This is a genomic window from Cryobacterium sp. PAMC25264 (genome assembly GCF_019443325.1).
In the GTDB taxonomy this organism is placed as follows: Bacteria; Actinomycetota; Actinomycetes; order Actinomycetales; family Microbacteriaceae; genus Cryobacterium.
This window is the reverse complement of sequence record NZ_CP080383.1, coordinates 1,470,657-1,493,903: the sequence shown is the minus strand read 5'-3', so window position 1 is coordinate 1,493,903 and position 23,247 is coordinate 1,470,657. Positions and strand designations below refer to the sequence as shown.

At 66.3% G+C, this 23,247-nt stretch carries 15 protein-coding genes and 6 pseudogenes; 12 read left to right on the top strand and 9 right to left on the bottom strand.

The annotated features are described in order from the left end of the window. Positions 1-5: 5 nt before the first annotated feature. A pseudogene (gene dhaK / locus KY500_RS06835) lies at positions 6-1,004 on the bottom strand (dihydroxyacetone kinase subunit DhaK); the annotation flags it as partial. On the opposite strand from dhaK, the gene KY500_RS06830 reads away from it, so the two are divergent. The 3 genes and pseudogenes from KY500_RS06830 to glpK all read left to right on the top strand — a co-directional run bounded on the left by KY500_RS06830 (position 939) and on the right by glpK (position 3,650). Further along, complete coding sequence (locus tag KY500_RS06830) at positions 939-1,127, top strand: hypothetical protein (protein ID WP_219902868.1); 189 nt, start codon at positions 939-941, stop codon at positions 1,125-1,127. The pseudogene dhaK and the gene KY500_RS06830 overlap by 66 nt on opposite strands. A gap of 161 nt (positions 1,128-1,288) precedes the next feature. Next, positions 1,289-2,003 (top strand): annotated as a pseudogene (locus KY500_RS06825) (MIP/aquaporin family protein). Positions 2,004-2,139: 136 nt separating this feature from the next. After that, positions 2,140-3,650: pseudogene (glpK, locus tag KY500_RS06820) on the top strand (glycerol kinase GlpK). A 77-nt stretch (positions 3,651-3,727) separates the two neighbouring features. On the opposite strand, the pseudogene trpD reads toward glpK, so the two are convergent. After that, positions 3,728-4,779, bottom strand: a pseudogene (trpD, locus tag KY500_RS06815) (anthranilate phosphoribosyltransferase). Positions 4,780-4,883: 104 nt separating this feature from the next. Here trpD and KY500_RS06810 point away from each other — a divergent pair. The 5 genes from KY500_RS06810 (at position 4,884) to KY500_RS06790 (ending at position 10,091) form a co-directional block, all read left to right on the top strand. Further along, positions 4,884-5,552: a heme-copper oxidase subunit III gene (locus KY500_RS06810; protein WP_084020907.1), complete on the top strand. Its 669-nt coding sequence runs from the start codon at positions 4,884-4,886 to the stop codon at positions 5,550-5,552. Positions 5,553-5,576: 24 nt separating this feature from the next. Continuing rightward, positions 5,577-6,389 (top strand): cytochrome c, encoded by an 813-nt coding sequence (locus KY500_RS06805; RefSeq protein WP_219902867.1) that lies wholly within the window; start codon positions 5,577-5,579, stop codon positions 6,387-6,389. Between the two features lie 69 nt (positions 6,390-6,458). Beyond that, positions 6,459-7,532 (top strand): ubiquinol-cytochrome c reductase iron-sulfur subunit, encoded by a 1,074-nt coding sequence (locus KY500_RS06800; protein WP_219902866.1) that lies wholly within the window; start codon positions 6,459-6,461, stop codon positions 7,530-7,532. A 14-nt stretch (positions 7,533-7,546) separates the two neighbouring features. Beyond that, complete coding sequence (locus KY500_RS06795; RefSeq protein WP_219903329.1) at positions 7,547-9,145, top strand: ubiquinol-cytochrome c reductase cytochrome b subunit; 1,599 nt, start codon at positions 7,547-7,549, stop codon at positions 9,143-9,145. Then, positions 9,135-10,091, top strand: coding sequence for a putative RNA methyltransferase (locus tag KY500_RS06790; RefSeq protein WP_370626927.1), 957 nt, complete (start codon positions 9,135-9,137; stop codon positions 10,089-10,091). Before KY500_RS06795 ends, KY500_RS06790 begins: the two co-directional genes overlap by 11 nt. 89 nt (positions 10,092-10,180) lie before the next feature. Here KY500_RS06790 and KY500_RS06785 read toward each other — a convergent pair whose 3' ends face one another. The 5 genes and pseudogenes from KY500_RS06785 to KY500_RS06765 all read right to left on the bottom strand — a co-directional run bounded on the left by KY500_RS06785 (position 10,181) and on the right by KY500_RS06765 (position 15,435). Continuing rightward, positions 10,181-10,603, bottom strand: a complete 423-nt coding sequence (locus KY500_RS06785) for a cytochrome c oxidase subunit 4 (protein ID WP_219902865.1) — start codon at positions 10,601-10,603, stop codon at positions 10,181-10,183. Next, positions 10,604-12,340, bottom strand: a complete 1,737-nt coding sequence (gene ctaD / locus KY500_RS06780; protein ID WP_219902864.1) for a cytochrome c oxidase subunit I — start codon at positions 12,338-12,340, stop codon at positions 10,604-10,606. A 3-nt stretch (positions 12,341-12,343) separates the two neighbouring features. Continuing rightward, on the bottom strand, positions 12,344-13,231 hold the full coding sequence (coxB, locus tag KY500_RS06775; protein ID WP_219902863.1) for a cytochrome c oxidase subunit II: 888 nt from the start codon (positions 13,229-13,231) through the stop codon (positions 12,344-12,346). Positions 13,232-13,508: 277 nt separating this feature from the next. Beyond that, complete coding sequence (gene erpA, locus KY500_RS06770; protein WP_219902862.1) at positions 13,509-13,865, bottom strand: iron-sulfur cluster insertion protein ErpA; 357 nt, start codon at positions 13,863-13,865, stop codon at positions 13,509-13,511. Between the two features lie 128 nt (positions 13,866-13,993). Further along, positions 13,994-15,435 (bottom strand): annotated as a pseudogene (locus tag KY500_RS06765) (dipeptidase). 39 nt (positions 15,436-15,474) lie between these two features. Between KY500_RS06765 and KY500_RS06760 the strand changes: the two are divergent. Then, positions 15,475-16,071 carry a DUF3043 domain-containing protein gene (locus KY500_RS06760; protein ID WP_219902861.1) on the top strand — a complete coding sequence of 199 codons (597 nt, stop codon included), beginning with the start codon at positions 15,475-15,477 and terminating at the stop codon, positions 16,069-16,071. A 73-nt stretch (positions 16,072-16,144) separates the two neighbouring features. On the opposite strand, the gene KY500_RS06755 is transcribed toward KY500_RS06760, so the two are convergent. After that, a complete protein-coding gene (locus KY500_RS06755; protein WP_370626901.1) occupies positions 16,145-17,230 on the bottom strand; it encodes an alkaline phosphatase family protein in 1,086 nt (361 codons plus the stop codon). 161 nt (positions 17,231-17,391) lie between these two features. On the opposite strand from KY500_RS06755, the gene KY500_RS06750 reads away from it, so the two are divergent. Further along, on the top strand, positions 17,392-19,863 hold the full coding sequence (locus KY500_RS06750; RefSeq protein ID WP_255579855.1) for a DNA topoisomerase (ATP-hydrolyzing) subunit A: 2,472 nt from the start codon (positions 17,392-17,394) through the stop codon (positions 19,861-19,863). A 59-nt stretch (positions 19,864-19,922) separates the two neighbouring features. Then, complete coding sequence (locus tag KY500_RS06745) at positions 19,923-20,624, top strand: SDR family oxidoreductase (RefSeq protein ID WP_219902859.1); 702 nt, start codon at positions 19,923-19,925, stop codon at positions 20,622-20,624. A gap of 86 nt (positions 20,625-20,710) precedes the next feature. Here the strand turns inward: KY500_RS06745 and KY500_RS06740 are convergent. After that, positions 20,711-22,788, bottom strand: a pseudogene (locus KY500_RS06740) (type IIA DNA topoisomerase subunit B). Between the two features lie 199 nt (positions 22,789-22,987). Here KY500_RS06740 and KY500_RS06735 point away from each other — a divergent pair. Beyond that, positions 22,988-23,224, top strand: a complete 237-nt coding sequence (locus KY500_RS06735; RefSeq protein ID WP_066595309.1) for a hypothetical protein — start codon at positions 22,988-22,990, stop codon at positions 23,222-23,224. Positions 23,225-23,247 lie beyond the last annotated feature (23 nt).

Below are 23,247 nucleotides of genomic sequence, written 5' to 3'. Positions count from 1 at the left end.
CATCCCTACTTTCCCCACCGCAGTGCGGCTGTGTGCACCGGAGCGTCCCACAGGGCGGTCAACTCGTCATCGAGTTTGAGAACCGTGATCGACATGCCCTGCATCTCCAGTGATGTTGTGAAATTGCCGACGAGCGTGCGTGTCACCTCGATGCCTCGTTCGGCGAGAACTGCGGCGGCCCGTCGGAATACAATGTACAGCTCAACCTGGGGCGTCCCGCCCATTCCGTTGACGAACAACAAGACCCGGTCGCCCGACACGAAGGGGATGTCGTCCAGGATCGGTCCGAGAATCCGATCGACGATGGCGTCGGCCGGTTCCAGCTTGATGCGTTCGCGGCCGGGCTCACCGTGGATGCCGATACCGATCTCGATCTCGTCGTCGGCCAAGGTGAAGCTCGGCTCGCCGGCGTGCGGCACCACACAGGGGGTCAGGGCGACTCCCATCGAGCGCACCTGCCCGATGACCTTCTCGGCCACGGCCGCCACCGCGGACAGATCGTCGCCCCGTTCGGCGGCAGCTCCCGCGATCTTCTCGACCAGGACGGTGCCGGCGACGCCACGGCGACCGGCGGTGTACAGCGAGTCCTTCACGGCGACGTCGTCGTTGACAATCACCGAACGCACCTCGATCTCATCCGCTGCGGCGAGGTCAGCAGCCGTCTCGAAGTTGAGCACGTCACCGGTGTAGTTCTTCACGATGTGCAGCACCCCGGCTCCCCCGTCGACGGCCTGGGTGGCCGCCAGGATCGGATCGGGTGTCGGCGAGGTGAACACGGCCCCGGGTACCGCGGCGTCCAGCATGCCGAAGCCGACGAAACCACCGTGCAGCGGCTCGTGCCCACTGCCGCCGCCACTGACGATTCCCACCTTGCCGGCGACCGGAGCGTCGGTCCGCACGATGAACACCGGATCAAGGGACACCCGCACGATATCGCCGTGCGCGGCACCGAAGCCGGCGACGGCCTCGACGACAACGTTCTTCGGGTCGTTGACAAGTTTTTCATGACCATTCCTTCATTCGTCGGAATCGAGCGGCGCGGATCTCTCGCGCCGGGCACGCAGCCGTGCTCCCTGCACAACTTACGCGCTGCGGCTGTTCTCGGTAAGAGGCAGGTGACCCCGTGAATCTGGTCTATTCCGCTCCGGCTCCGGCCGCGCTATGGTAGCTGCAAAATCGCTCAGCGCGAAGGGATTGCTCCGGTTCGTCCGGCATCTCGCTCCTAACAAGAGAGGTCATCGTGGACAATATCGGTCTTGTTTTTTTGTCGGAGGTGCTGGGCACTGGGATGCTCGTCCTCCTCGGTTGTGGGGTCGTGGCCAACGTGGCCCTGACCAAGAACAAGGGCTTCGGCGGCGGGTTCCTCATGGTCACCATCGGCTGGGGTTTCGCGGTCTTCGCCGGTGTGACCGTCGCCTATAATTCGGGTGCCCACCTCAACCCGGCCGTCACCCTCGGGCTGGTCGCATCGGGAGCCACCGAATTCGGGCTCGGCGTGCCGGTGAACTTCCTCTCGGTCCTCGTCTACCTGGCCGGTGAGTTCCTCGGCGCCTTCCTCGGTGCCGTCGTGGTCTGGTTGGCCTACAAGCAGCACTACGACGAGGAACCCGAGCCGGCCAACAAGCTCGGCACCTTCTCGACCGGCCCTGCCATCCGCTCCTACGGGTGGAACCTCGTCACCGAGATCATCGGTACCTTCGTACTGGTCTTTGTGGTGATCGCGTTCGGCGGCGGCCGGCAAGGCGAAAGCGGCGGTCTTGCCGCCCTGGGCGCGCTCCCCGTGGCGCTCCTGGTTCTTGTGATCGGCGTCTCGCTCGGTGGCCCGACCGGTTACGCCATCAACCGGCCCGTGACCTCAGCCCCCGGATCGCCACTTCATCCTGCCGATCAAGGGCAAAGGGTCCTCGGACTGGGCCTATTCCTGGGTGCCTGTGGTGGGCCCGGTGATCGGCGGGCTTCTCGCCGGCTGGGCGTCGCTGATCTGGCTGCCCGTCATGGCGTAGCACCCGGCAGGCCGGTTCCCCCGGGAACCGGCCTGCTTCCTGCGTCCGGAACAACCAGCGGGATTCCTCGCACGCACTCAGCACACGGATTTATAGTTCTGTCCAAGCCATTACGCAACGTACAAGGAGGTACACCATGGCTCAGTATGTACTCGCCATCGATCAGGGCACCACAAGCTCACGCGCCATCATCTTCGACCACGCCGGCTCCATCGTCTCGACCGGCCAGCTCGAACACGAGCAGATCTTCCCCCGCGCCGGCTGGGTCGAACACGATCCCGTGGAGATCTGGGACAACACCCGCGAGGTCATCGGCCAGGCCCTGTCCAAGGCCAACCTCACCCGCCACGACATCGCCGCGGTCGGGATCACCAACCAGCGCGAGACCGCCGTGGTCTGGGACCGCACCACGGGAAAGCCCGTCTACAACGCCATCGTCTGGCAGGACACCCGCACCCAGCCATCGTCGACCGGTTCGCGGCGGACGGTGGCGTTGAGCGGTTCAAGCAGAAGGTGGGCCTGCCTCTGGCGACCTACTTCTCCGGCACGAAGATCGTCTGGATCCTCGAGAACGTCGAGGGAGCCCGCGAGAAGGCCGACGCCGGCGACCTGATGTTCGGCACCACCGACCTGGGTGCTCTGGAACCTGACCGGCGGTCTCGAGGGTGGCGTGCACGCCACCGACGTGACCAACGCCAGCCGCACCCTGTTCATGGACCTCGAAACCCTCGAATGGGACGACGAGATCCTCGGGATCTTCGGGGTGCCGCGCTCGATGATGCCCGAGATCCGCTCCTCCAGCGAGGTCTACGGCACCGTCAACGAGCACAGCCTGCTGCGCGAGGTGCCCATCGCGGGCATCCTCGGTGACCAGCAGGCCGCGACCTTCGGCCAGGCTGCGTTCGACCAGGGTGAGGCGAAGAACACCTACGGCACCGGTAACTTCCTGATCTTCAACACCGGAACCGAGATCATCCACTCCAAGAACGGCCTGCTCACCACGCTCGGCTACAAGCTCGGCGACGCCGAACCGCACTACGCGCTCGAGGGCTCCATCGCCGTGACCGGGTCGCTCGTGCAGTGGTTGCGTGACAACCTCGGCTGATCGGCTCCTCGGAGGAGATCGAAACCCTGGCTGCGTCCGTGGACGACAATGGCGGCGCGTACTTCGTGCCGGCGTTCAGCGGCCTGTTCGCGCCGTACTGGCGCTCGGATGCCCGTGGCGCTCTGGTGGGACTCACTCGGTATGTCAACAAGGGCCACATCGCCCGCGCGGCGCTGGAGGCCACGGCCTTCCAGACCCGCGAGGTCCTCGACGCGGTCAACGCCGACTCCGGGGTTCCGCTGACCGAGCTCAAGGTGGATGGCGGCATGATCAAGAACAACCTGCTGATGCAGTTCCAGGCCGACATCATCGGGGTCCCGGTGATCCGGCCGGTGGTAGCCGAGACCACGGCACTCGGCGCCGCCTACGCGGCGGGCCTGGCGACGGGGTTCTGGAGCACCCTGGACGAACTGCGCTCGAACTGGCAGGAGGACAGCCGCTGGACCCCACAGATGAGTGAGGAAGAGAGCGCCCGCCAGCTGCGCAACTGGAAGAAGGCCGTGACCAAGACCTTCGACTGGGTCGACGGCGACGTGCTGTAACCCGCACGGGTGTCACCGTCGGCGCCGCATCCGCCGCTCTATGGCGTGTCGGGTGCGGCGCCCTGGTGTGCCCGAGGTCAGGCGTGACTGGCGTGCACCCACTGGGCCAGTTTCGCAGCGCCTGCCCCGGAGTCGATGGCGTGGGCCGCCACAACAAGCTTGGCCCGGAAGCGGTCCAGAATGCTCACCTGAGCCTGGGCCGGGTCGTGGGCGAGGTCATAGGCCACCAGACCTGCCGCCGCGTTGAGCAGCACGATGTCACGCACCGCGCCGGTCTCCCCCGCGAGTACCGCGTGCACCACGGAGGCGTTGTGGGCCGGCGACCCACCCACCAGCTGGCTCATCGTGGCCCGCGGGATGCCCAGATCGCGCGGGTCGATGTCGTGCTCGGTGACCAGGCCCGTGACACCTCCCACACGTGGCTGTGGCCTGTGGTGGTGAGTTCGTCCAGGCCGTCGTCACCGCGGAAGACCAGCGCGGTGGCGCCTCGGGTCTGGAACACGCCCACGAACAGGGGAACCCGATCGAGCGCCGCCACGCCGACGGCGGAGGCCTCCGGCCTGGCCGGATTGACCAGGGGACCGAGGAAGTTGAAGACCGTGGGAATGCCCAGCTCGGCGCGCACGGCCGCGGCGTGCCGGAACCCGGGGTGGAACGCGGCCGCGAAGGCGAACGTGATGCCGGTGTCCTGCAGGACGGTGGCGACCACGTCCGCAGAAAGGCTCAGGTCGATGCCCAGTTCGGAGAGAACGTCCGAGGAGCCTGAGGCCGAGCTGGCGGCCTTGTTGCCGTGTTTGATCACGGGTACACCCGCCGCCGCGCAGACGATGGACGCCATGGTGGACACATTGACCGTGCCGAACCTGTCGCCGCCCGTGCCCACGATGTCCAGGCCCATGGAGTCCACCTTGAGCGGAACCGCGTGGTCGAGGATGGCGTCCCGGAAACCGACGATCTCATCGACCGTCTCCCCCTTGGCGCGCAGGGCGATCAGGAATCCCGCGATCTGCGCCTGACTTGCCTCTCCGAGCACGATGCGTTCCATGCACCAGGCGGCATCGGCGACGCTGAGGTCGGTCCCGCTGAGAAGGGCATCGAGAATGTTGGGCCAGGACTGGGATTCGAGCATTCTCCGATCTTAATGATCTCCGCTCCCCCGGCCCGCATTTCCGGTGCTATCAGACGCTAGTTAGGTAGTCCTAACCTGCGATTGGGGCCGAATGGCACTTCAGGATGAGAAAAACCTGTGCGGTAATCGGCCATAATGGAATAGTGACGACGACCTCAATTACTCCTCGGGCGACCCTCCCCGTTGTGAACAGGCCCAACAGCGTGGCGGTTGGCACCATTGTCTGGCTGGGCAGCGAAGTCATGTTCTTCGCCGGCCTCTTCGCCATCTACTTCACGCTGCGCTCGACGTCGCCAGAGTTGTGGCAGTTCGAGACGGAGAAGCACAACTTCACCTTCGCCCTGGTGAACACGCTGATCCTGGTCTCGTCCTCGATCACCTGCCAGTTCGGCGTTTTCGCGGCCGAGCGTCTGCAGGCCCGGTCCACCGGATGGAAGCCCAGCCAGTGGGGCATGGTCGAGTGGTTCTTCCTCACCTACGCCCTCGGAGCGATCTTCGTCTCCGGCCAGGTCCTGGAATACGCCACCCTCGTCTCCGAAGGCGTCACGCTGGCGTCCAACGCCTACGGCTCCGCGTTCTACCTGACCACCGGTTTCCACGGTATCCACGTGACCGGCGGCCTCATCGCTTTCCTCCTCGTGATCGGTCGTGGCTTCGCGGTCAAGAACTTCGGTCACAAGGAAGCCACCAGCGCCATCGTGGTCTCGTACTACTGGCACTTCGTCGACGTCGTCTGGATCGGGCTCTTCCTGGTCATCTACGTTCTTAAATAACAAGCAGGAGCGGACACACTCAGTATGCCCAGGACTCAGAAACCTACCGCCGGACGGTCCCGTCGTTCCGGCCGTCGCAGCCCTCTCGCGAGCGTCGCCCTCATTGCCATCGGACTGCTCTTCACGGGCGGCGCGTACGCGATGTTCAGCACCGGAACCGCCAGCGCTGCCACGGACACAGCATCCCAGCAGACCGTCAGCGAGGGCGAAAAACTCTTCGCCGCCAACTGCGCCACCTGCCACGGCCTCAGCGCCGAGGGCACCGGTGCCGGGCCCAGCCTGATCGGCGTCGGGGCAGCCTCCGTCGACTTCCAGGTCGGCACCGGTCGGATGCCTATGCAGGCCAATGGCCCGCAGGCCATCGTCAAGCCTGTGCAGTTCACCGAGGAACAGACCGCGGCCCTGGCGGCCTACGTCGCCTCTCTCGCCCCCGGACCGGCCATTCCTGCCCAGGAGCTGCTGGACGCACAGGGAGACGCCGCATCCGGCGCCGAACTGTTCCGCATCAACTGCGCCATGTGCCACAACGTGGCCGGCGCCGGTGGAGCCCTCACCGAGGGCAAGTACGCCCCCGCCCTTGAGGGTGTCACCCCCCAACACATCTACGAGGCCATGATCACGGGCCCGCAGAACATGCCGGTCTTCAACGACATGAACATCTCGCCGGAAGACAAGCGCGACATCATCACGTACCTCAAGTACGTGGAGAACAACCCGTCGCCGGGCGGATTCGCCCTGGGCTCACTGGGTCCCGTTTCCGAAGGCCTCTTCCTCTGGATCTTCGGACTGGGAGCCATCGTGGCCCTGACGGTGTGGATCACGGCGAAATCGAATTGATCGGCACCCTGCACATGACCACCCCGCACCTGACACAGCGAACACAGACAGCGCCCCTGAAGGAGAACAATGGCCAGCGATGAGACCAGCGGAAAGGACCTGACCGCTGCCGACTCCTCGGGCGTCGAGCACGGCACCGCCGCCGCGGGTACCGCCGTCGTGGCACGCGACGCCGTGGCCAACCCCGGCTTCCCGCCGCACCGGCCGCGCGTCACCGACCTGGACCCCCGCAAGGAGAAGCAGGCCGAGCGCACCGTTTACACGCTCTTCTACCTCTCGATCGTGGGCAGCGTGTTCGCGATCGCCGCGTACATGATCTTCCCGATCGTCCCCGAAGACCCGGGCTCCGTCCGTCTGAACAACCTGTTCATCGGCATCGGACTGGCCCTGGCCCTGTTGGCGCTGGGAATCGGCGCTGTGCACTGGGGCAAGGCCCTGATGCACGACGAAGAAGGAATCGACGAACGCCACCCGGTCCGCGGCACCGACGAGACCCGTGCGCGCGCCGTGGAGATTTTCCAGGAAGCGAATACCGAGTCCGGCTTCGGCCGACGCACTCTGATCCGCAACAGCCTCATCGGCGCCCTGGTGGTCTTCCCCCTCCCGGCCGTCGTGCTGTTCCGCGGTCTTGCACCGCAGGACCAGGACCCGGTCGCCCTGCTCAAGCAGACCATGTGGGAGAAGGGCACACGCCTGGCGCTCGACCCCTCTGGCGCGCCCATCAAGGCAGCGGATGTCACCCTGGGTTCCTCGTTCGCCGTGATCCCCGAGGGACTGATGGACCTCGAGCACGGACGCCTGGAAGAGAAGGCCAAGTCCGTGGTGATCCTGGTACGCATGAAGCCGCAGGATCTCATCGAGTCGCCGGAACGCGCGAGCTGGTCCTATGACGGCATCGTCGCGTACTCCAAGATCTGCACGCACGTCGGCTGCCCCGTCGGCCTGTACGAGCAGCAGACGCACCACCTCCTCTGCCCGTGCCACCAGTCGCAGTTCGACGTGGCCGACCACGCCAAGGTCATCTTCGGACCGGCCAAGCGTCCACTCCCCCAGCTACCCATTGCGGTGGATGCTGAGGGATACTTGATCGCACAAAGCGATTTCCTTGAACCAGTCGGACCGAGCTTTTGGGAGCGACAGTGAGTACAGCAACTGACATGAAACCCGCCGAGACGAAGAAGTCCGGCGGCTTCACCGGCGCCGCGGCCAACTACATCGACGAGCGCACGAGCATCTCCACCGCGGTCAAGGAGCTGGGTCGCAAGATCTTCCCCGACCACTGGTCGTTCCTGCTGGGCGAGGTGGCGCTGTACAGTTTCGTCATCATCCTGCTCTCGGGATCGTTCCTGACGTTCTTCTTCCAGGCCTCCATGGCCGAGGTCGCCTACGACGGTTCCTACGTCCCGCTGAAGGGCGTGGAGATGTCGGCCGCGATGGCCTCGTCTCTCGACATCTCGTTCGATGTTCGCGGCGGGCTTCTGATGCGCCAGGTGCACCACTGGGCAGCCCTGCTGTTCGTGGCCTCCATCGGTCTGCACATGCTCCGCATTTACTTCACGGGGGCCTTCCGCAAACCGCGCGAGCTCAACTGGGTGATCGGATTCATTCTCTTCATCCTCGCCATGGCGGAGGGCTTCACCGGCTACTCGCTCCCCGACGACCTGCTCTCCGGAAACGGTCTCCGCATCATCGACGGCATGGTCAAGGGCATCCCGGTCGTGGGCACCTGGATCTCGTTCCTCCTCTTCGGCGGCGAGTTCCCCGGTACCGATATCGTCGGTCGCCTGTACTCGCTGCACATCCTGCTGCTGCCGGCGATCATCGTGGCGCTCATAGCCATGCACCTGCTCTTCGTGGTCGTGCACAAGCACACGCAGTACCCCGGAGCCGGCCGCACCAACAACAACGTCGTCGGCTACCCCGTGCTTCCGGTCTACGCCGCGAAGGCCGGTGGGTTCTTCTTCATCGTCTTCGGCGTGGTCATGCTGATGGCCTCCTTCTTCACCATCAACCCGATCTGGAACTACGGTCCCTACGACCCGTCCCCCGTGTCGGCCGGAACCCAGCCGGACTGGTACATTGGCTTCGCCGACGGTGCCCTCCGACTGATCCCACCGGGACTCGAGTGGGTCTTCCTCGGACACACCTGGTCGTTCAACATCCTGATCCCCCTGGTGGGCCTGGGCCTGTTCATCGCCGTGGTGCTGTTCTACCCATTCCTCGAGGCCTGGGTCACGGGCGACAAGCGCGAGCACCACATCCTGGACCGCCCGCGCAACGCTCCGACCCGCACGGCCATCGGCGCCGCCGGTGTCACCTTCTACGCGGGCCTCTGGGCCGCCGCGTCGTCGGACATCATCGCCACGCACTTCAAGCTGACGATGGAGGGCGTGATCCACACCCTGCAGGCCGTCGTCATCCTCGGCCCGTTCATCGCGTACTTCATCACCAAGCGCGTGTGCCTGGCCCTGCAGAAGAAGGATCGTGAGATCGTGCTGCACGGCTACGAGTCCGGGCGCATCGTCCGCCTGCCCGGCGGCGAGTACATCGAGGTGCACCAGCCCGTCGACGAGTACGAGCGCTGGAAGCTGGTGAGCTACAACGACTACAAGCCGTTGACGGTGAAGCCGAACGCCCAGGGCAAGATCTCTGGCGTGCAGAAGGTCCGTGCGGGTCTATCCCGATGGTTCTTCGAAGACCGGATCGCTCCGGTGGGCACGAAGGAAATCGAAGAGAGCCACGGCGATCACCACTAGCTCCTCGGGTTCGCAGTCTCGGGCACCGAAGCCGCTTCAGACCCTGTCTGATTGGCTTCGGTGCCCGAACTGTTTCCAGGACCTCGTCCCGCACGACGAGAGAGTCCTGGGCTGCCCCGCCGGCCACCGCTTCGACCTCAACCGTCGGGGATACGCATCATTACTCCGGGGGAACACGAAGCTCATCGGAGACTCGGCTGCCATGCTGGACGCCAGGGAGAGATTCCTGGCCGCGGGTTGGTATGCTCCCCTGCTCGATGCCTTGACGGCTCTCGTCACGACAGCGGCGCCCCGCACAGTGGTGGACATCGGCTGTGGATCCGGGTACTACCTTGGTGGCATCCTCACCGGCCTTGCACGGTCGCGCCTCGAACAGTCAGGGCTCGCGCGGTCTGATTCTCACGCCGCGACCGCCCCGCCCCTGTCGGCCTTGGCCGTTGACCTGTCCCCCGTCGCCGTCGCGCGGACCGTGCGCTCGGCTGGGACTCTCGCTCGAGCGTGGAAGCCCGGCTCGCCTGCGCTGGCAGTGGCGGGTCTCGTGGCGGATGTCTGGTCGCCGTTGCCCATCCGCGACGGGGCCGCCGAGGCGCTCATCAACGTCTTCGCTCCACGCAACCCTGCCGAATTCCACCGCATCCTGTCCCCCGACGGCCTCCTTGCCGTCGTGGTGCCTCACCCAACGCACCTGCAGGAACTCCGAACGGCCGGCCTGGCCCTCGGCCTGCACGAGAACAAGACCGAAGACCTCGTGGCAAGCCTGTCCGGCCGGTTCACGCTGGAGTCGACCCAGGACATCGGGTCCGTGCTGCGCCTCTCCCAGACAGATGTTCTCGCGCTTCTCGGCATGGGGCCGTCTTCTCACCATCCTGCGGCAGCGGACGGGGCCGTTGGGTTTCCCACCGACGTCACCGTGGCGTTCCGGTTGCTCGCCTTCCGCCGCACTTGAGCTCACCCGCCTGAACCTGCTCGGCTCAGTGCACGCAAAAGCGCCAGGGACCTGAACGGTCACTGGCGCTTCTGTCGCAGGGCGACGGTTTAGCGGGCGAAGAGCCCCCGGTAGTACTCGTACACCCACCCGGTCAGGCTGATCACGCCGATCCCGATGGCGATGAAGCAGATCCAGAAGCCCACGGCGAGACCCAGGAACAGCAGTGCGGCCGAGGCGGCGAGCATGATGGGCCACCAGCTCCACGGGCTGAAGAAACCCAGCTCGGGGTCGCCGTCGTCGATGTTCGCGCTCAGGGTATCCTCAGGCAGTTCTCCACCCTGGGCCTTGTGAACCTGCGACAGGTAGAAAGCGACGAACGCCACCAGCACACCGCTCAGGGCGATACCGAAGGTACCGACCCATTCAATGCGGCCGTGCAGCGGATCGACGAGGCTCCAGACTATGTAGACGGCCGTCAGGAGTGCGAAGAAGACCGCCAGAATCCAGTAGAGCTTGATATTGGCATTCATCTACTTGACCTCTTCCGATGCGGCATCGTACGTCGGGGCGTCGGGGGCGTCTTTCGCCGGGCCGATGCCGACGGGCATGCCCGCCTCGGGGTGGTTCAGGTCGAAGGCAGGACGCTCGGAGCGGATCCGCGGGATCGACGTGAAGTTGTGCCGCGGCGGCGGGCACGATGTCGCCCATTCCAGCGAGGCGCCGAAGCCCCACGGGTCGTTGACGGTGACCTTCGGAGCCGTGCGGGCGGTGATGTATACGTTTAGGAAGAACGGGATCATCGACACGGCCAGGATCATCGAACCCACCGTGGACACCTGGTTCATCCAGGTGAATCCGTCTTCGGGAAGGTACGAGGCGTACCGGCGGGGCATACCCACCACACCGAGCCAGTGCTGCACGAGGAAGGTGGTGTGGAAACCGATGAACAGGAGCCAGAAGTGCCACTTGCCCAGGCGCTCGTTCAGCATCTTGCCGGTCCACTTGGGCCACCAGAAGTAGAAACCACTGAACATGGCGAACACGACGGTTCCGAAAACGACGTAGTGGAAGTGCGCGACGACGAAGTACGTGTCGGAGACGTGGAAGTCCAGCGGCGGCGATGCGAGGATCACACCGGTGAGCCCGCCGAAGGTGAAGGTGATGAGGAACCCGATGGCCCAGAGCATGGGGGTCTCGAAGGTGATCGAGCCCCGCCACATGGTGCCGATCCAGTTGAAGATCTTCACGCCGGTGGGAACCGCGATGAGCATGGTCATCAGCGAGAAGAACGGCAGCAGCACCGATCCGGTGACGTACATGTGGTGCGCCCAGACCGTGACGGACAGCGCGGCGATCGAGATGGTTGCGTAGATCAGCGTCTTGTAGCCGAAAATGGGCTTGCGGCTGAAGACCGGGAAGACCTCGCTGACGATACCGAAGAACGGCAGCGCGATGATGTATACCTCGGGGTGACCGAAGAACCAGAACAGGTGCTGCCAGAGGATGGCTCCACCGTTGGCCGGGTCGTAGATGTGCGAGAGGAAGATCCGGTCACTGGCGGCGGCGAGCATGGCCGCAGCGAGGACCGGGAACGCCATCAGGATCAGCAGTGAGGTGACGAGGGTGTTCCAGGTGAAGATAGGCATCCGGAACATGGTCATACCGGGGGCACGCATGGTGATGATCGTGGTGATGAAGTTCACACCACCGAGGATGGTGCCGAACCCGGACAGGCCCAGACCGACCATCCAGAGGTTGCCGCCGATTCCGGGCGAGAACGTGGTCGAGGCCAGCGGTTGATACGCGAACCAGCCGAACGAGGCCGCACCCTGGGGAGTGAGGAAGCCGCCGACGGCGATCAGGCTGCCGAAGAAGAACAGCCAGAACGAAAACGCGTTCAGCCGCGGGAACGCGACGTCCGGGGCCCCGATCTGGAGGGGCATGAGCGCGTTGGCGAAGCCGAAGAACAACGGCGTCGCGAACATCAGCAGCATGATCGTGCCGTGCATGGTGAAGAGCTGGTTGTACTGTTCCTTCGTCTGCACGATCTGCAGGCCGGGCTCGAACAGCTGGGCGCGCATGACGAGAGCCATCACCCCGCCCAGGCAGAAGTAGATGAACGAGGTGATCAGGTACATGTACCCGATGACCTTGTGGTCGGTGGAGGTGATCCACCGGACGACGATGTTGCCCTTACGGTCAACACCGGTGGGGCGAGGAGCCGGGGAGGCGACGGGTGCGCCGGCCGGAGCGGTTGCTGTGCTCATGGTCTAGTTGCCTTCCTCAGCCGTCGGGGCCCCGGGGCCCGGGAGATTCGAGTTGCGGTCGTACTCGTTGGAGACCTGGCCGTCATTGCCGGCCGCCCGCAGTGAGTCGACATACGCTTCGTAGTCGGCCTCGGAGACCACATCGACGTTGAAGAGCATCAGGGAGTGGTACTCCCCGCAGAGCTCCGCGCACTTGCCGGCGTAGGTGCCGATGCGTTCGGGGATGACCGACATGTAGTTGGTCTTTCCGGGGATCATGTCCTTCTTGTAGAGGAAGTCGATGACCCAGAAGGAGTGGATGACGTCGCGGGCTTCGAGGGCGATCTCGATCTTCTTGCCCACCGGGAGGACGAGGGTCGGCAGCTCGGATTCCACGAGAGCACCCTTCTCGCCTTCGAGGTCTGGCTGCCCCTGGATACCCTGCGTGAAGACATCGTCGGTGACGTAGTTGAAGTCCCAGGCCCACTGCTTGCCGATGACCTCGATCTTCACGTCGGGCTCGTCGAAACGAGCCTCGATGGCGTTCTGGTCACGGGCGGTGAAGGCGAAGAAGCCCAGCACCAGGATGAGCGGCACGATCGTGTAGAAGATCTCGATCGGCATGTTGTAGCGCAGCTGCACCGGCAGGCCGGTCTGACCCTTGCGACGGCGGTACACGACGACGGCCCAAATGGTCAGGCCCCACGTGATCAGGCCCACGATGAGCAGGACGATCCACGAGGTGGTCCACAGACCGGAGACGCGCTCGGTGTTATTGGTTACCGGCGCCTCACCCTCGACGAAGCCGGGCAGGTACCCGTTGAGTTCGGCCTGACTGCATCCGGCGAGAACAAGAGCGAGCGTTGCTGCGACCGGAATGGCGGCCCATCGGAGACGGCGGTTTCTGAGCACCGGTGACCTTTCGGGAGACGTGAGGGCACTACACAGGAAGTGCATTTATCATCTCTAGCCTACTCCGGGTCGATTGCCGCGGAGTGCAACCGGGGCCTGTGAGCCGAAGTTTTCCTTACGATTGGGTACCGAGCGGAAGGGTCGAAGGGCCTGTTCCCGCGCCCATTCCGGTCCCCAATAGGGGGTTGATCGGCACAGCGGCGAGTCCACCTGATAGGCCACAGGGAGACCATCCGATGGATGGTCTCCCTGTGTGTTCGGCTTGGCGCGTCGCCTCTTAGTGGAACGAATCCCCGCAGGCGCAGCTACCGCCGGCGTTCGGGTTGTCGATGGTGAAGCCCTGCTTCTGGATGGTGTCCTCGAAGTCGATCGAGGCGCCCACCAGGTAGGGGACGCTCATCTTGTCCACGACGACCTCGACACCGTCATAGTCTCTGACCGCGTCACCCTCGAGGGTGCGCTCGTCGAAGTAGAGCTGGTAGATCAGGCCGGAGCATCCGCCGGGCTGCACGGCCACCCGCAGGCGCAGGTCTTCGCGACCCTCCTGGGTGAGCAGGCTGCGTACCTTCTGGGCAGCGACATCCGTGAGGCCGACCCCGTGGGCTTCGGTGCGGGTTTCGATCGTGTCGGTCATGGTTCTCCTCGGTATTATCCGGTTTTCGCATCCGGCGGCCTCCCTCGATGACGGGGGGATCCGCACGGCGAATGCTGTTCATCCTACCTGCCGTTGCCCGGAATCGGCTGGACGGGCAGCGCCGGGATTCAGTCGGTGGAACCCGTGCGCCCGTTGAGGCGGCCGAGCAGGAAGGCTTCGCTCAGGATCGCCCGTTTGAACACCCCCAGGTGCAGGGACTCGTTCGGGCTGTGCGCCCGGGAATCCGGGTCCTCGACGCCGGTGACGAGAATCTGCGCCTCGGGGAACTCCCGCACCAGGTCGGCGATGAACGGAATCGAACCGCCGACACCGATATCCACTGGCTCCACACCCCAGGCCGCTGTCATGGCCAGGCGCGTTTCGGCCACGGCCCACCCATCGGTGTCAACCAGGAACGGCTCCCCGGTGTCGAGGTCGTCGATGTCGATGTGGGCACCGAAGGGCGCGTGGTCACGCAGATGCGCCTCGATCAGTCCGGCGGCCTCGGCGGCCGACTGTCCGGGAGCGATGCGCACGCTGATCTGCACGCTGACCGACGGCGTCAGGGTGTTTGAGGCGTTGGCGACGGTGGGCGCGTCGATGCCGGTGACCGTGAGGGCCGGCTGGGACCAGATGCGGCTGAGGATCGAGCCGTGCCCGATGGGCGACACCCCGGGCAGGAGGCCCGTCTCCTCCCGCAGGGCGTCCTCGGCGTACGGCGGGGTGGGCGCGTCGTGGCTGGTGAGTCCGGCGACAGCGACGGATCCGTCCTCCGCGTACAGGGTGCCGAGCAGCCGAATGGTTGCCATCATGGCGTCGGGACGGCGCCGCCGAACATTCCCGAATGCGAGGCGTGCGCCAGCGTGCTCACGGTGAGGCGGAAGGTGACGTTGCCACGGAGCCCGATGGTGATGGCGGGAGTGTCGACATCCCAGTTATTGGAATCGGCAACGACGATGGCGTCGGCGCGCAGGGCGTCCTTGTTCTCGCTGAGGAATGTGGCGAAGGAACGACTGCCGAACTCCTCCTCTCCCTCGATGAAGAGGGCCAGGCCCAGGTCGATGTCGCCTCCGGTCACGGCGACGAGGCCGCGCAGGGCGGCGATGTGGGCCATCACCCCGGCCTTGTCGTCCGCAGCACCGCGCCCGTACAGCCGGTCACCGCGAACTGTCGGCTCGAACGGCGGCGATTCCCAGTGCTCGTCCTGCCCGGGAGGCTGCACGTCGTGGTGGGCGTAGAGCAGCACAGTCGGCCGCCCGTTCCTGGCCGCCCGGGTGGCGAGAATGGCGGGCTGGCCCAATTCGTCCGACCCGTCAATCCCCGCCTGCGTCACGGTCACGGAGTCGAAAACCCCGATCTCGCGCACCAGCACGGCGACGGCTTCGGCGCTGGTGCGCACGTGTTCTCGATCGAAGGCGGCCCACGACACCGACGGGATGCGAACAAGCGCACACAGGTCGGCGAGCGTGCGCGGGAGCTCCTGCTCGACCGCGTTGCGCAATCCGGAATCGAGCGTCCCCTGGGCGTCCGGCTGAGTGATTCCTGCTGCTGTCTCCACGGTATCCGTCATGCGAGTAATCTTAAGGCAACCTGACTGCAAGGAATTGATGTGGCTAAGCAACCTGTAAACCCCGACGCAGAACCGTCGATCGAGACCGTCGACCAGACGAAGGCTCGCCTCGCTGGCACGCCGACGGGCAAGGGCCAGCCGACCCCGAGTCGCCGTGTCCAGGAAGCCGCCAACAAGCGGCCGCTGGTACCGGACGACCGCAAGCTCGCCGCGAAGCAGGCCAGGGCCAAGTCCGGTGAGGCCCGTGAACGGGCCAGGCTCGGCATGGCCGCCGGTGAAGACAAGTACCTTCCGCTGCGTGAACGCGGTCCGCAGAAGCGCTTCTCGCGCGACTACATCGACGCCAGGTTCAACGTGGGCGAGTTCATGATCCCGGTCATGTTCCTGGTCATCCTGCTCACGTTCTTCCCCGACCCCTCGGTGCAGACCTACGGCATCCTCGCCCTGTGGGCGTTCTTCCTCGTCGCGATCGTGGACTGCATCGTCCTGGGCTTCATCCTGACCAAGAAGATCGAGGCCAAGTTCGGCGCCGACCGGGCCGAGCGCGTGCGCTGGTACGCGGCCATGCGCGCCCTGCAGCTGCGGGTCATGCGTCTGCCCAAGCCCCAGGTCAAGCGCGGCCAGTACCCCGCCTGATTCTCACGAGTCGTTCTCGTACGACCGCGCCCCTCCACGCCAAGCGTGTGAGGGGTTTCGTCGTTTATGCCGGTCAGCGCCGGTAGGCGCCCAGGCGGATCACCGGCACCCGGAGTTCCTCATCGGTGAGCGAACCGTGCTGACCGACCATGTTCCGGGCCGACTGATTCGGTTCCCGGGAGTCGTAGTAGGCGATGAGCTTGCGGGCGGCCACGATGACATCGCCGATCCGGCTGGCGGCGTCGGGCCGCACCGATCCGAAGAGGCCGGCATCCCTGGCTTCCGCCCGGGTGAACACCCAGGCCCTCTCCCCCTCGACCGACCGCCAGGCCTCGGCCAGAGAATCGGCGTTCACGCCCGGCTCGGTGTACAGGTGCAGGCACCGTGGGTCGCCGCCGATGTGACGCACGCCGGCGACGAGTTCTGGCACCGTATCGAAGAGCACCTGCTTGGCAGCGGGGACGTCCACGACGCCGTGATCCGCCGTGAGGATGAGCCCTTCGTCGGCGCCCAGGCCCGCCGCCGCCCGGGCCATCTCGGCATCGAGGCTCTCCAACTGGGTCAGCCACCGACCGGACTCCCAGCCGTGCGCGTGGGCCGCGATGTCGAGCTCCGGAACGTACAGGTAGATGAGCGCACGGGACTCGGCGTCGAGAATCTCGCGGGCGGCCCCGAACCTTGCCGCTATGGACTCGGCCGGGACATACCGTGCACCGCGGAGCACAGCCTGGCTGAAGCCGGAATCGGCGAACCGTTTCGGTCCGACCGCGAAACTCGGGATGCCGGCCGCGCCGGCCGCGTCGAAGACCGTGGGCTGCGGCTGCCAGCTGAGCGGCTCCATCCGGTCGTCCCACCCGGTGAGCTGGTTGACGACCCGGTCGTTCGCGGAGTCGAGGACCCGGTACCCCACCAGCCCGTGCGCGCCGGGGGCCAGCCCGGTGGTCAACGAGGCGATCCCCGCTGCCGTCGTGGCCGGGAAGACGCCGTCCACGGCGTCGGCCTTGGCCAGATGCGCCGTCAGGAAGCGGGCATGCCCCGCCCGTGCTCGGAGGTTGGCGACCCCGAGTCCGTCGGCCAGGACCACGACGGCGCGGGCCGCCGGTGGCAGGCCCAGCGGGTTCGGGGCGTTCTGCAGCGATGCCAGCGAACTTGTCAGCACATCGGCAAGGCGAACGGCGCTGAAAGGCCGGACCGGTAGCATAGGGGACATCTGGCCCAGTCTGACATAGACCAGGCCGCACGTATTCTTCGCGCACGTCCGTGCGTATCAGCCTGGCGCAGCCGGTCCTGCCGGTGTGCCCCACCCAGCAGAATCTACGAATGAGCCGCTCAGACAACACCGTGCCCACCGCGTCCACCGAGCGCATCGAAGACGTCGACGTGTCGACGGAGATGCAGGGCTCCTTCCTGGAGTACGCCTACTCGGTGATCTACTCGCGGGCCCTCCCCGACGCCAGGGACGGCCTGAAGCCTGTGCAACGCCGCATCCTGTACCAGATGAGCGAGATGGGCCTGCGCCCCGACCGCGGCCACGTCAAGTCGGCTCGCGTCGTCGGTGAGGTGATGGGCAAGCTGCACCCGCACGGCGACACCGCCATCTACGACGCCATGGTACGTATGGCCCAGGCGTTCACCCTGCGGGTTCCGCTCATCGACGGCCACGGCAACTTCGGCTCCCTCGACGACGGCCCGGCCGCACCGCGGTACACGGAAGCGCGTCTGGCCGCGCCGGCGCTGTCGATGACGGAGCACCTCGACGAGGACGTCGTGGACTTCGTGCCCAACTACGACAACCAGCTCACCCAGCCCGACGTGCTGCCGGCCGCGTACCCCAACCTCCTCGTGAACGGCGCCAGCGGCATCGCCGTGGGCATGGCGACCAACATGGCGCCGCACAACCTGGTCGAGGTCATCGGTGCGGCCCGGCACCTGCTCGCCCACCCTCGTGCCACCCTGGACGAGTTGATGGAGTTCGTGCCGGGCCCCGACCTGCCCACCGGAGGCACCATCGTGGGCCTGGCCGGGATCAAGGACGCCTACCTCACCGGTCGCGGCAGCTTCAAGACCCGCGCCAAGGTGTCGGTCGAGGCGATCACGGCCCGCAAGGCCGGGCTGGTCGTCACCGAGCTGCCCTACCTCGTCGGCCCCGAACGGGTGATCGAGAAGATCAAGGACGGCGTCACCTCCAAGAAGCTCAGCGGAATCTCCGACGTCACCGACCTGACGGACCGCACCAAGGGCCTGCGCCTGGTGATCGGCATCAAGACCGGCTTCAGCCCCGAGGCAGTGCTGGAGCAGCTCTACCGGTATACCCCGCTCGAGGACTCGTTCAACATCAACGCCGTTGCCCTGGTCAACGGCGGCCCGCAGACCCTCGGCCTGGTGGAACTGCTGCAGGTCTACGTGGACCACCGCATCGAGGTCGTCACCCGGCGCTCCGCCTACCGGCTCGCGCGCCGGCGCGAGCGCCTGCACCTGGTGGAGGGACTGCTCATTGCGATCCTCGACATCGACGAGGTCATCCAGGTCATCCGCGCCAGCGACGACACCGACCAGGCCCGCACACGGCTCATCGACGTGTTCGACCTCAGCCAGGTCCAGGCCGAGTACATCCTCGAACTGCGGCTGCGCCGCCTGACCCGGTTCTCCCGCATCGAGCTCGAGTCCGAGCGCGACCAGCTGCTCGCCGAGATCCGCGAGCTGGAGACCCTGCTGGGCAGCAAGCAGGCCATCCGCAACCTCGTGTCCACCGAGCTCGCCGCCGTGTCGGACCGGTTCGGCACGCCGCGCCGCACCCTGCTCACCGAGGCGCGGCCGAGCATCGCCGGCGCCTCCGCCAAGCGCGCGGCCGTGCTGGAGGTGACCGACACCCCCACCCGGGTGTACCTGAGCACCACGGGCCGCATCGCGAGGGTCGACCTCCCGCAGTCGGACGACGAGCAGGCCGAACGCATCACCCCCGCGCACCGCCGCAGCAAGCACGATGCCGTGCTGTCGGCGCTGGACACCACCAGCCGCACCGAGATCGGCGCCGTGACCAACCGCGGCCGGCTCATCCGGTTCTCCCCCGTCGACCTCCCCGTGGTGCCGCCCACTTCGATCCAGCTGGCGGCCGGAGTGCGCGTGCGGGACTACCTGTCGCTGGCCGGCGGTGGCGAGCATGTGCTTGCACTCGTGGCACTGACGGGCGACCGGTGCATCGCCATCGGCACCCGGTTGGGCGTGGTCAAACGACTCACCGCGAACGACTGGGCGAACAAGCCCGATTTTGAGATCATCGCGCTCAAGCCGGGCGACGAGGTTGTCGGAGCCGTGCAGGGCACCGAGGAGGACGAACTGGTGTTCGTCGCCTCCGACGCCCAGCTGCTGCGTTTCCCGGCCGCGACAGTGCGGCCGCAAGGACGGACGGCCGGCGGAATGGCGGGCATCAAACTCGCCACCGGAGTCACCGTCGTGTTCTTCACCAGCCTGGCGGCCGACGCCGCCGACACCGCTGTTGTCGCCACCATCGCCTCGAGCAGCCTGACCCTGCCCGGCACCGATCCGGGCAGCGCGAAGGTCTCAGCGTTCTCCGAGTACCCGGCCAAGGGCCGGGCTACGGGAGGCGTGCGCTCCCACCGCTTCCTCAAGGGCGAGGACCTCATCAGCCTGGCCTGGGTGGGTGGGGCGCCGGCCCGAGCGCTCGGTATCGAGGGATCGCCCCGCACCTTGCCGGAGACCGGTGCGCGACGGGATGCCTCCGGCGTCATGCTGGACGCCGTGGTCGGGTCGATCGGCGCCGGCATCGGCTGACCGGCGTCTCCGTCGGCCCCGCCTGGGTACAGCCGGAGCCTCCCGCAGTAGGGTGGGGCATGGCTGATCTGAGCGGTTCCACCATCCTGGTTGTCGGCGCAACGGGCGGACTGGGGCGGGAAATCGCCCGCCAACTCTCCGAGGCCGGGGCGACCCTGGTGCTCAGCGCCCGGGACCCGGCCCAGATCGCCGCGCTCGGACTCCACGGCGCCGTCGTCGCGGCCGACCTGACCGACCCGGCCTCGATCCGTCGCCTGGTGCAGGTGGCCGTCACCGTCACCGGCCAGCTCGACGGGATTGTCGTCGCGGCCGGCGTCGTGGCCTTCGGCCCGGCCGCCGAGCTGGTCCCGGAAACGGTCGAGCGGCTCTTCGCCGTGAACGCCGTCGGGCCCATGCTGCTTCTCCAGGCCGCCCACGCGGCGCTCAGTGCCTCGGCGGCGGCGGGGCGCTCCCCCACCTTCGTCACACTCAGCGGGGTCGTGAGCGAGAGCCCCACGGCCAACCTCGCCGCCTACTCCGCATCGAAGGCGGCACTGGCGGCCTTCGGCACCGCGGCCGGACGGGAGTTGCGCCGCTCGGGCATCCGGATCCTGGACGCGAGGCCCGGGCACACCGACACCGCCCTGTCCACGCATCCCATCGACGGCACGGCACCGGTACTCCCCCGGGGCCTGGACCCCGTCGCCGTCTGCGCGCGCATCGTGCGCGCCATCCTCGACGGCGAACGTGACCTGCCGAGCACGGCGTTCACCGCCAGCTAGCCCGCATTACCCGCGACCTGTGAGAAAAGCCCCGGAATCGTCGAGATTCCGGGGCTTTTCTCACGGTTCGCGAGGGCGGAGAGGGGTCAGACGTCGATGCGGTCGCGGCTGAGCTTGTCTGCGCTGTCCACGATGAACTCCTTGCGCGGGGCGACGTCGTTGCCCATGAGCAGTTCGAAGACCTTGCCCGCCATCTCGGCGTCGGCCACCTTCACCCGGCGCAGCGTGCGGTGCGAGCGTTCCATGGTCGTGGTGGCCAGCTGGTCGGCGTCCATCTCGCCCAGGCCCTTGTAGCGCTGGATCGGGTCCTGGTAACGCTTGCCGCTCTTCTTGAGCGCGGCGAGCACGCCCTGCAGTTCAGGCTCCGAGTAGGTGTAGATGGTTTCGTTGGGCTTGCTGCCCGGGTTCATCACGATCACCCGGTGAAGTGGAGGCACCGCGGCGAAGATCCGGCCGGCCTCGATCATGGGTCGCATGTACCGGAAGAACAGGGTGAGCAGCAGGGTGCGGATGTGCGCGCCGTCGACGTCGGCGTCGCTCATGATGATGACCTTGCCGTAGCGCGCGGCGGAGAGGTCGAAGCTGCGTCCTGAGCCCGCACCGATGACCTGGATGATGGAGGCGCACTCGAGGTTGGAGAGCATGTCGGAGACCGACGCCTTCTGCACGTTGAGGATCTTGCCCCGGATCGGCAGCAGCGCCTGGTGTTCGCTGTCCCTGGCCAGCTTGGCCGTGCCCAGGGCGGAGTCGCCCTCGACGATGAACAGTTCGCTGAGCGCCACGTCGTTGCTGCGGCAGTCCACGAGCTTCGCCGGCAACGACGAGCTCTCCAGGGCGTTCTTCCGCCGCTGGGTCTCCTTGTGCGCCCGGGCGGAGATGCGGGACTTCATCTCGGCGACGATCTTGTCGAGCACCACGGCGGACTGCGTCTTGTCGTCGCGCTTGGCCGAGGTGAAGCGCTCGGTCATGGTCTTCTGGATCACGGCGGCCACGATCGCGCGAACGGCGGGGGTCCCGAGGACCTCCTTGGTCTGCCCCTCGAACTGCGGTTCGGGCAGCCGCACCGTGAGTACGGCCGTAAGGCCGGCCATGATGTCGTCCTTCTCGAGCTTGTCGCTGCCCACCTTGAGCCGGCGGGCGTTCTGTTCCACCTGCGCCCGCAGGAACTTGAGCAGCCCGGCATCGAACCCTGCCTGGTGGGTCCCGCCCTTGGGCGTGGCGATGATGTTGACGAAGCTCTTGACGACGGTGTCGTAGCCGGTCCCCCAGCGCAGGGCGATGTCGACCTGGCAGTCCCTGACCAGTTCGGTCGGGATCATGGCTCCGGAATCGGTGAGCACAGGCACGGTCTCGGTGAAGCTTCCGGCGCCGGTGAGCCGCCAGGTGTCGGTGATCGGGGTGTCGACGGCGAGGTGGTCGACGAACTCGGAGATGCCGCCGGCGAAGGTGAAGGATTCCGCCAGGGGCGTCTCTCCCCGCCGGTCGTCGATGTTGATCGTGAGCCCGGGGATCAGGAAGGCGGTCTGGCGGGCCCGGCCCATCAGGTCGTCGGTCTGGAAGGATGCGCCCTTGGTGAAGATCTGCCGGTCGGCCCAGTAGCGGATGCGGGTGCCCGTCACACCCTTCTTGACCTTGCCCACCACGCGCAATTCACTGGTCTTCTCGAACGGGTGAACGGCGCATCCGGGCTCTTCTCACCCGTGTCGGCGAAGACCCCCGGCTCGCCGCGGTGGAAGGACATCGCCCAGGTCTTGCCGTCCCGGTCGACCTCAACGTCGAGACGTTCGGACAGCGCGTTCACGACCGAGGCGCCGACGCCGTGCAGACCGCCCGACGCGGCGTAGGAGCCGCTGCCGAACTTCCCGCCGGCGTGGAGCTTGGTGAACACCACCTCCACACCGGACAAGCCGGTCTTCGGTTCGATGTCCACCGGGATACCGCGGGCGGTGTCGCTGACCTCGACGCTCTCGTCGGGGTGCAGGACAATGCCGATCGACGACCCATGCCCGCTCAGCGCCTCGTCGACGGAGTTGTCGATGATCTCCCAGAGGCAGTGCATGAGCCCGCGGGAGTCGGTGGAACCGATGTACATGCCGGGGCGTTTGCGCACCGCGTCGAGGCCTTCGAGGACCGAGAGGTGGCGGGCGGAATAGTCAGAACTCACAACGGTTAAGAATAGTGACCCCGAGCCGTGCGGCTCCGCAGGACACCCGTGTGGAGCCGGATACGCCCGGTACGCCGCGTGAATGCTACGCGGTGAGCGAAATGTCACCCAACTGTGGCCCAATCCGGGCCCGGCCGTGTTTACATGGTCAGTAAGGATTCAATTGGTATCACCTGGTATCAGTCTGGAGGAGGAGAATATGTCCCAGATCGCCACCGAAAATGGTGCCGTCGACCAACAGGGCGCCCCCCACCAGCTCACCGCGGCCGACCGCTGCGACGCTTGTGGCGCTCAGGCCTACATCCGTGTAGTCGTGAATAACAGCGAGTTGCTCTTCTGCGCCCACCATGGTCGCAAGCACCAGGAGAAGCTCGCCGCGATCGCCGAAAGCTGGCACGACGAGTCGAGCCGGCTCTTCGAAGACCAGAAGTCCTAGAGTCGGACTCGCTCTGGCGAGTC

Excerpts from the sequence above, each read along its gene's own strand:
- KY500_RS06810 (WP_084020907.1), top strand. The coding sequence starts at position 4,884 with ATGAGAAAAACCTGTGCGGTAATCGGCCATAATGGAATAGTGACGACG.
- KY500_RS06800 (WP_219902866.1), top strand. The coding sequence starts at position 6,459 with ATGGCCAGCGATGAGACCAGCGGAAAGGACCTGACCGCTGCCGACTCC.
- KY500_RS06735 (WP_066595309.1), top strand. The coding sequence starts at position 22,988 with ATGTCCCAGATCGCCACCGAAAATGGTGCCGTCGACCAACAGGGCGCC.
- erpA (WP_219902862.1), bottom strand. The coding sequence starts at position 13,865 with ATGACCGACACGATCGAAACCCGCACCGAAGCCCACGGGGTCGGCCTC.
- KY500_RS06745 (WP_219902859.1), top strand. The coding sequence starts at position 19,923 with ATGGCTGATCTGAGCGGTTCCACCATCCTGGTTGTCGGCGCAACGGGC.
- KY500_RS06785 (WP_219902865.1), bottom strand. The coding sequence starts at position 10,603 with ATGAATGCCAATATCAAGCTCTACTGGATTCTGGCGGTCTTCTTCGCA.
- KY500_RS06795 (WP_219903329.1), top strand. The coding sequence starts at position 7,547 with ATGAAACCCGCCGAGACGAAGAAGTCCGGCGGCTTCACCGGCGCCGCG.
- KY500_RS06750 (WP_255579855.1), top strand. The coding sequence starts at position 17,392 with ATGAGCCGCTCAGACAACACCGTGCCCACCGCGTCCACCGAGCGCATC.
- KY500_RS06805 (WP_219902867.1), top strand. The coding sequence starts at position 5,577 with ATGCCCAGGACTCAGAAACCTACCGCCGGACGGTCCCGTCGTTCCGGC.
- ctaD (WP_219902864.1), bottom strand. The coding sequence starts at position 12,340 with ATGAGCACAGCAACCGCTCCGGCCGGCGCACCCGTCGCCTCCCCGGCT.